General features: G+C 70.0%; 2 protein-coding genes. Both read right to left on the bottom strand.

The features are described 5' to 3' along the window. Nucleotides 1–7,775 (bottom strand): type I polyketide synthase (locus ACGFN2_RS35760; protein ID WP_393367144.1); only part of this gene is annotated, 7,775 nt, incomplete at its 3' end. A 284-nt stretch (nt 7,776–8,059) separates the two neighbouring features. Further along, nucleotides 8,060–8,783, bottom strand: a 724-nt coding sequence (locus ACGFN2_RS35755; RefSeq protein WP_393367142.1) for a phosphopantetheine-binding protein, incomplete at its 5' end; no start/stop codon positions are given.

Raw genomic sequence — 8,783 nt, 5'->3', positions numbered from 1 at the left:
GGACCCAGTTCGATGAAGCGCGTCACGCCCTGGGCATGGAGAGTCTGAACGCCGTCGGCGAAACGCACCGCCTCACGGACATGCCTCACCCAGTAGTCAGGAGTGGAGAATTCCGGACCCGCGATCTCGCCCGTGAGATTGGAGACGACCGGGATACGCGCGGTCTCGTACGACAGCGAGGCCGCGACCGCACGGAACTCCTCCAGCATCGGCTCCATACGAGCCGAATGAAACGCATGACTGACCGACAGCCGCTTGACCCGCGCGCCCTGTTCGGCGAGTACGGCGGCGACCTGCTCCACCAGAGCCTCGTCACCGGAGATCACCACCGCACGCGGACCATTCACCGCCGCGACCGACACACCCTCGACCAGAGCCGCACGGACCTCGCCCTCAGCCGCCTCGACCGCGACCATGGCCCCGCCCTCAGGCAGGGCATCCATCAGCCGGCCACGAGCAGCAACCAGCGCACACGCGTCATCGAGCGAGAGCACACCGGCCACGTGCGCGGCCGCGACCTCTCCGACCGAATGACCGAGCAGGGCGTCAGGACGTACACCCCACGACTCCACCAGCCGGTACAGGGCAACCTCGACCGCGAACAGAGCAGCCTGCGTGAACCGCGTACGGTCCAACAGCCCCTCCCCATCCCCGTCGAAGACCACACCCTTCAGCGACCGCCCCAGCTCACCATCCAGCCGGGCACAGACCGCGTCGAAGGCCTCCGCGAACACCGAATACGCGGCATACAACTCCCGCCCCATACCCACACGCTGAGCACCCTGCCCCGTAAACAACAACCCCAGGCCACCCGTGAACACCGGCCCACGCGTGGCCACGTCCGCCAGACCGGCGAGCAGCTCATCCCGCGACGAACCCACCACCACAGCCCGGTGCTCCAACACCGCCCGAGACGTCGCCAACGAGAAACCCACATCCACCGGCGACTCATCCGCAACAGACACCGCAGCCGCCAACCGCACCGCCTGCGATCGCAACGCCGCCTCCGACCTGCCCGACAGCACCCACGGCACCGCTACTGGCACCGGCACACCACCCACCACAGCGCCAGCCACCGGCTCAACCGCAGGCAGCGCAGGCAGCGCAGGCGCCTCCTCCAGCACCACATGCGCGTTCGTACCGCTGATGCCGAACGACGAGACACCCGCGCGCAGCGGCCGCCCCTCGTTCCGAGTTCCCCACTCCACCGGCTCGGTCAGCAGTTCCACCGCGCCCGCAGACCAGTCCACGTGCGGGGACGGCTCGTCCGCGTGCAGGGTCCTGGGCAGGACCCCGTGCCGCATGGCTTCGACCATCTTGATGACGCCCGCGACACCTGCCGCGGCCTGCGTGTGACCGATGTTCGACTTGACCGATCCCAGCCACAACGGGCGGTCGGGCTCCCGCCCCTGCCCGTACGTCGCGAGGAGCGCCTGCGCCTCGATCGGGTCCCCGAGCTTCGTACCCGTACCGTGCGCCTCCACCGCGTCCACGTCCGACGGCGCGAGGCGAGCGTTGGAAAGGGCCTGGAGGATGACGCGCTGCTGCGACGGGCCGTTCGGGGCGGTCATCCCGTTCGACGCGCCGTCCTGATTGACCGCGCTGCCCCGCAGCACCGCCAGGACCTGGTGGCCGTTGCGGCGCGCGTCGGACAGCTTCTCCAGGAGGAGGAAGCCGACGCCCTCGCCGAACCCGGTGCCGTCGGCCGCGCCCGCGAAGGACTTGCAGCGGCCGTCCTCTGCGAGACCGCCCTGGCGGCTGAAGTCGATGAACAGGCCGGGCGTGGACAGGACCGTGGCGCCGCCCGCGAGGGCCATGTCGCACTCGCCCTGCCGCAGCGACTGCGCCGCCAGGTGCAGCGCCACAAGTGACGACGAGCACGCCGTGTCGACGGTCATCGCCGGGCCCTCGAAGCCGAAGGTGTACGAGATGCGACCGGAGGCCACGCTGCCGGCGCTGCTGCCGAGGTACCCCTCCAGCTCCTCCAGGACGGAGGGGGTGCCCAGGAGGCGGGCGGTGTAGTCCTGGCCCATGAGCCCGGCGAAGACGCCCGTACGGCTGCCGCGCAGCGACGTCGGGTCGATGCCCGCGCGCTCGAAGGCCTCCCAGGACGTCTCCAGGAGCAGGCGCTGCTGCGGGTCCATCGCCAGGGCCTCGCGCGGCGAGATACCGAAGAATTCGGCGTCGAACTCGCTCGCGTCGTAAAGGAATCCACCGTGCCGCGTCGCCGAGGTGCCGGGGGCGTCGGGCGCGTCGGAGCTGTTGCCGGCGAAGAGGCGCCCGGTGTCCCAGCCTCGGTCGGACGGGAAATCGGCGATCGCGTCGCCGTCGCGGCGCAACAGGTCCCACAGCTCTTCGGGCGACCGTACGCCGCCGGGGTAGCGGCAGCTCATCGCGACGATCGCGATCGGTTCGTCCGCCATGGCGGGTGCGGCGGCCGCGGTGGCACCGGGCCTGGTGCCGCCCGAGAGGCGTTCGTCGATCTCGGCGGCCAGCAGCGACGGGTTGGGGTGGTCGAAGACGAGGGTTGCGGGCAGGCGCAGGCCGGTGAGGGCGGTGAGGCGGTTGCGCAGTTCGACGGCGGTCAGCGAGTCGAAGCCGAGGTCCTTGAAGGCGCGGGCAGCGCCCACCCCCTTGGCGTCGCCGTAGCCGAGCACGGCGGCCACCTGGGTGCGGACCAGGTCGAGACAGTGCTCCGTGCGCTGTTGCGGGGTGAGCGTGGCGAGTGTCTCGGCGAGGCTCGTCGCGCCGCTGGTCTCCGCTGCCTGGGCGGCGCGGCGCAGAGGCGTGCGGACGAGCCCGCGCAGCAGGGGCGGCACGGCCCCGCCCTGACGCGCGGTGGTGGCGCGCAGAGCGGTGAGGTCGAGTCCGATCGGGAGCAGCAGGGGGTCGGGGAGCGAGAGGGCCCGGTCGAAGAGGCGCATGCCCTCGTCGGAGGGCAGCGGGTACATGCCCGAGCGCTCAAGCCTGTTGTGGTCGGTGTCGTCGAGGTGCCCGGTCATCCCGCTGGCCTCGGCCCACAGACCCCACGCCAACGACTGCCCCGTCAGACCCTGCCCACGCCGATACCGCGCCAGACCGTCCAACACCGCATTCGCTGCCGCATACGCACCCTGACCGGCACCACCGAACACCCCGGCAGCCGAAGAGAACAGCACGAAAGCATCCAGCTCACGATCGCGCGTCAGCTCATGCAAAACCAGCGCCGCATCCACCTTCGGACGCAGCACCGCCCCCACCCGCTCAGCGGTCAGCGACTCCACCACACCGTCATCCAGCACACCCGCCGCATGCACCACAGCCGACACCGGAAACTCATCCAGCAGAGCCGACACCGCGTCCCGGTCAGCCAAATCACACGCCACCACCGACACCTCGGCACCCAGCGCCACAAGCTCGTCCCGCAGCACCCTCGCACCCTCAGCACCGGGACCACGACGACTCGCCAACACAAGCCGCCGCACACCATGAACAGTCACCAGATGACGGGCCACCAGACCACCCAACACACCCGTACCACCAGAAACCAACACCACACCGTCCGCATCCCACGGCACAGACACCCCCTCGGAGAGGGAACGGGCCAGCCGCGGGGCCAGCAACGCACCGTCCTGGACGGCGAGTTGTGGTTCGCCGAGCGCGGTCCAGTCGGCCAGCGAGGGGAACAGGGCCTCGACGTCCGCGTCGGTTTCCACGTCGAGGAGGACGAAACGGCCCGGGTTCTCGGCCTGCGCCGACCGGACCAGTCCGGCCACGCCCGCGGCGGCCAAGTCGACAGCCCCCTGATCGCCCGCGCCCGCGCAGACATCCGTGGCCGAGCGGGTGACGAAGACGAGGACCGACGAAGCGCACCGCTCGTCGGTCAGCCAGACCTGGAGCAGTTCCAACGCCCGTGCGATGCGCGCGTGGATGAGGGAAGGGGCGAAGGAATGGGCGAGGGAGGCGGTGTCCGGTGCGGTGTCGTCGTCAAGCACCGCGGCGACCACGTCCGGCATCACGCTGCCGGAAGCCGCAGCCATGAGCTGTCGCGCCTCTTCCGCCGTACGGACGACCGGGACCGGCTGTCCAGGAGCACTGCTCTCGGAGGCACTCTCGACAGCGGTCCAACTCACCTCGAAAAGCAGGTCCTCGGTCGTCGTATTCGCGTCTTCGCCTTGAGAGGAGGGCAGCGGGCGCAGTGAGAGTGCACCGATCCGGGCGACAGGGGCACCCGCACGGTCCGCGACCTCCACGGTCAGTGTGTCCGTGCCTGCCGACACCATACGCACGCGCAACTCGGCCGCACCCGCCGCGAGCAACTGCACGTCGTCGCAGGAGAACGGCAGCCACGCCACCGCCGGATCGTTCACGAAGGAACCGAAGCCACTGGCGTGCAGCGCGGCATCCAGCAGGGCCGGGTGCACCCCGAAGTCCGCCGCGCTCCCGCGTGCGTCGCCGTCGGGCAGCGCGACCTCGGCGAAAACCTCCTGATCACGGCGCCAGACTCGGCGCAGCCCCTGGAAGACGGGGCCGTACGAGATGTCCCGGTCGGCGTAGCCGTCGTAGCACCCGGTGATGTCGACGGCCTCCGCGTCCCTCGGGGGCCAGACGGCGGGGTCGAAGCCAAAGGCCGGCGAGGTAGCGGTGTCCACGAGGGTGCCCACCGCGTGGCGGGTCCACGACTGGCCGGCGGTGTCGGCGGGAGAGCAGTGGATCTGGAAGGCACGGCGGCCGTTCTCGTCGCCGGCGCCCACGGAGGCCTGGAGGTACACGCCGCCCCGCTCGGGCAGGGTGAGCGGGGTCTCGAAGGTGAGCTCCTCGATCTTGGCGCACTCCGTCTCGATCCCGGCGCGCAGCGCCAGCTCGAGGAGGGCGGTACCGGGTACGACGACGCGCCCGGCGACGACGTGATCGGCGAGCCAGGGGTGCGTGTCGAGAGAGATCCGGCCGGTGAGCAACGCACCCTGACCGTGGGCGAGTTCGACTGCCGCACCGAGCAGGGGGTGATCCGCGGAGGCAAGACCGGCCGAGGTGATGTCTCCCTGACGGACGGGACCGGGCTCCAGCCAGTAACGCTGGTGCTGGAAGGCGTAGGTGGGCAGGTCGACGCGGTGAGCGTCGGGGAAGATCCTGGACCAGTCTGGTGTCACGCCGTGGACGTAGAGTTCGGCCAGGGAGGTCAGGAGGCGGTCGAGGTCGCCGCGGTTGCGGCGCAGGGAACCGACCGTGATGGCTGGGGAGCCGACGTCTTCGATGGTCTCCTGGATGCCGATACTGACGACGGGGTGCGGGCTGGACTCGACGAACACGCCATGGCCACCGGCCAGGAGGTTCCTCGTCGCGGTCTCGAATTCCACCGTCTGACGCAGGTTCGTGTACCAGTACTCGGCGTCGAAGGCGGAACCGTCCTCGACCTGGCCGGTCACGGTCGAGTAGACGGGTATCTCACCCGCTTGCGGGCGGATCGGCGACAGTACGTCGAGGAGTTCGTCGCGCAGTTCCTCGACATGCGCGGAGTGCGAGGCGTAATCGACCGCGATACGACGGGCCCGCACATCCGTCCCGGACCAGTGGGCCAGGAGTTCGTCCAGGCCCTCCACATCGCCGGAAATCACCACGGAGTTCGGCCCGTTGACAGCCGCGACCGAGACCCGGCCCTCAAAGCCGGCCAGCTCCTCACGCACCCGGCCCACCGGCAACGGCACCGACACCATGCCGCCCTTGCCCGCCAACGCCACAATCGCCTTCGACCGGAGCGCGACGACACGCGCCGCATCCTCCAGAGACAATGCGCCGGCGACACACGCAGCGGCGATCTCGCCCTGCGAGTGGCCGATCACCGCTGAGGGACGGATCCCCCAGTCCTGCCAGACAGTGGCCAGGGACACCATCACGGCGAACAGCAACGGCTGAACCACATCGACCCGCTCGGCATCGACCCGGTTGTGCAGGGCGTCCTCAAGCGACCAATCCGTAAACGCAGCCAGAGCTTCCCCGCACTCGGCCATCCTGGCCGCGAACACCGGCGAAGACTCCATGAGTTCGAGAGCCATGCCCTGCCACTGCGAACCCTGACCCGGGAACACAAAAGCCACCCGACCCGCATCCGAGGCAACACCCTCAACCACACCAGTAGCCGAACGCCCCTCGGCAACAGCCTCAAGCCCCGCCACCAGCTCGTCGCGCGACCCACCGACCACCACAGCCCGATGCTCCAACGCCGCCCGCGACGTCGCGAGTGAGAACCCCACATCCGCCGACGACTCATCCGTCAGCGAAGCCGCCAGCCGCGCAGCCTGCCCCCGCAACGCCGCCGCCGACTTACCCGACACCACCCACGGCACCGGCACCACCGGCACACCACCAACCGGCTCAACGGGCTCAACGCTCTCGGCGGCGGCCGCCACCTCGGGGGCCTGTTCAAGCACCACATGCGCGTTCGTCCCGCTCACGCCGAACGACGACACACCCGCCCGGCGCAGACGCCCCTCGGCCTCCGGCCAGTCCCGCGCCTCCATCAGCAGCTTCACCGCACCCGCCGACCAGTCGACCTGTGCAGAGGGCTCGTCCACATGCAGCGTCTTCGGCAGCACGCCGCGGCGCATCGCCTCGACCATCTTGATCACGCCCGCGACACCGGCGGCGGCCTGCGTGTGACCGATGTTCGACTTCACCGAACCCAGCCACAACGGACGCCCGGACTCCCGCCCCTGCCCATACGTCGCAAGGAGCGCCTGCGCCTCGATCGGGTCCCCGAGCTTCGTACCCGTACCGTGTGCCTCCACCGCATCCACATCGGCCGGAGTCAGACCGGCATTGGCCAGCGCCTGGAGAATCACCCGCTGCTGGGAGGGGCCGTTGGGGGCGGTCAGCCCGTTGGACGCGCCGTCCTGGTTGACCGCGCTGCCCCGGACGACGGCCAGCACTTCGTGGCCGTTGCGGCGCGCGTCGGACAGGCGCTCAAGGACGAGCATGCCCACGCCCTCGCCCCAGCCCGTACCGTCGGCTGCACCCGCGAACGCCTTCACCCGGCCGTCCGCGGCAAGCCCGCGCTGGCGGCTGAACTCCACGAAGCCGGCGGGCGTCGACATGATCGTGACGCCACCGGCGAGTGCCAGGCTGCACTCGCCCTGGCGCAGCGCCTGTGCCGCGAGGTGGAGGGTGACCAGCGAGGACGAGCAGGCGGTGTCGACGGTGACGGCCGGGCCCTCGAGGCCGAAGGCGTACGCGACGCGGCCGGACACCACGCTCGCCGCGTTGCCCGTGGCGAGGTAACCCTCGGTGTCCGTGGGCGCGTTGAGCACGAGAGTGGCGTAGTCCTGACCGTTCGTGCCGGTGAACACCCCTACGGAACGGTCCCGCAGTCCGTTCGGCGCAATGCCCGCGCGCTCGAAGGCCTCCCAGGACGTCTCCAGGAGCAGGCGCTGCTGCGGGTCCATGGCCAGCGCCTCGCGCGGCGAGATCCCGAACAGGCCGGCGTCGAACCGGGAGGCGTCGCGGACGAACCCGCCCTCGTGCGCGTACGAGGTGCCCGGTCGGTCGGGGTCTGGGTCGAAGAGGCCATCGAGATCCCAGCCACGGTCGGTCGGGAAGGGGCCGATGGCGTCGCGCTCCCCGGCGACCAGCTCCCAGAGATCCTCGGGCGATCTGACGTCCCCGGCGAAACGGCAGGCCATTCCGACGATGACGATGGGGTCCTGCTCGGCGTCCTCGTATTTCTTCAGGCGTTGGCGCGTCTTTTGCAAGTCGGAGGTGACCAGCTTGAGGTAGTCACGAAGGGTCTCTTCTTTCGCCATCGGACGCAACCTCTTCATACGGAGTTGGAGCGGGATTTCCCATGCCTAAGCGATCGCCGCTCCGCAGGATATGTCGCGCCCCAGCACCGGAAACCCCAGAAACCCCCCATCACAGGCCGGGGGCGGATAGGGGTCGCGACCGAAGTCGAGAGAATCCCCGGATGAGGGAATGGGGCCGCACCCCTAAAACCCCTACTACCCCCGCCCGCCCCCTACTGTCCGTACAAAAAAGTCCCGGGCGCGGCATGACGTAATACCGCGCCCGGGACGAGAAACGCTATAAATCAATTCGAGGGTCGCCCGATGTTGCGGTGAATGAACTCGAAGAGTTCCTCGTCGGTGGCCGAGGTGATGTCCTCCGGGTCTTCCTTCTCCCCGGTCGCCGACGGCTGTTCGTCGAACTCCGGGGCACTCCACTTCGAGAGCAGCGACTGCAGGCGCATGGCCACCTTCGTACGTGCCAGCGGATCGGCACCCACCGTCTCCGACGCTCGCTCGATGCGGTCGATCTCTTCGATGACCGCCGAGAGGCCGGACGCCCCCGACGCCCCCGACGGCGCGGACTCGGCCGCCAGGTGCTCGGCGAGATCCGCTGGGGTCGGGTAGTCGAATACGAGCGTGGCCGCCAAGGAGAGGCCCGCGGCGGACCCGAGCAGGTTGCGCAGCTCGACGGCAGTCAGCGAGTCGAACCCGAGGTCCCGGAACGGTGTGCCCGCGGGCACCGCGTCCGCCGATACGTGACCGAGGACCGAGGCCGCCGACTCGCGTACGAGTTCCAGCGCGGCCTGCTGCCGTTCCGCCTCGGATACGGCGGCCAGACGCTCGGCCCACTTGCTCTGCAGGCCGCTGTCGGCGGTGGGCGCGTGGGCCTCGATCGCAGCACGCGCTTCGCTGATGCGGTCGAGGAAGGGGCTGGGGCGTACGGCGGTGTAGGCCGGGGCGAAGGTGGCCCAGTCGATGTCCGCGACAGCAAGGCAGGCCGGGCCGGCGGTGACCGCACGGGCCAGC

This window comes from Streptomyces sp. NPDC048612, from assembly GCF_043199295.1.
Lineage (GTDB): Bacteria > Actinomycetota > Actinomycetes > Streptomycetales > Streptomycetaceae > Streptomyces.
This window is presented reverse-complemented; position numbering and strand designations above follow the sequence as displayed.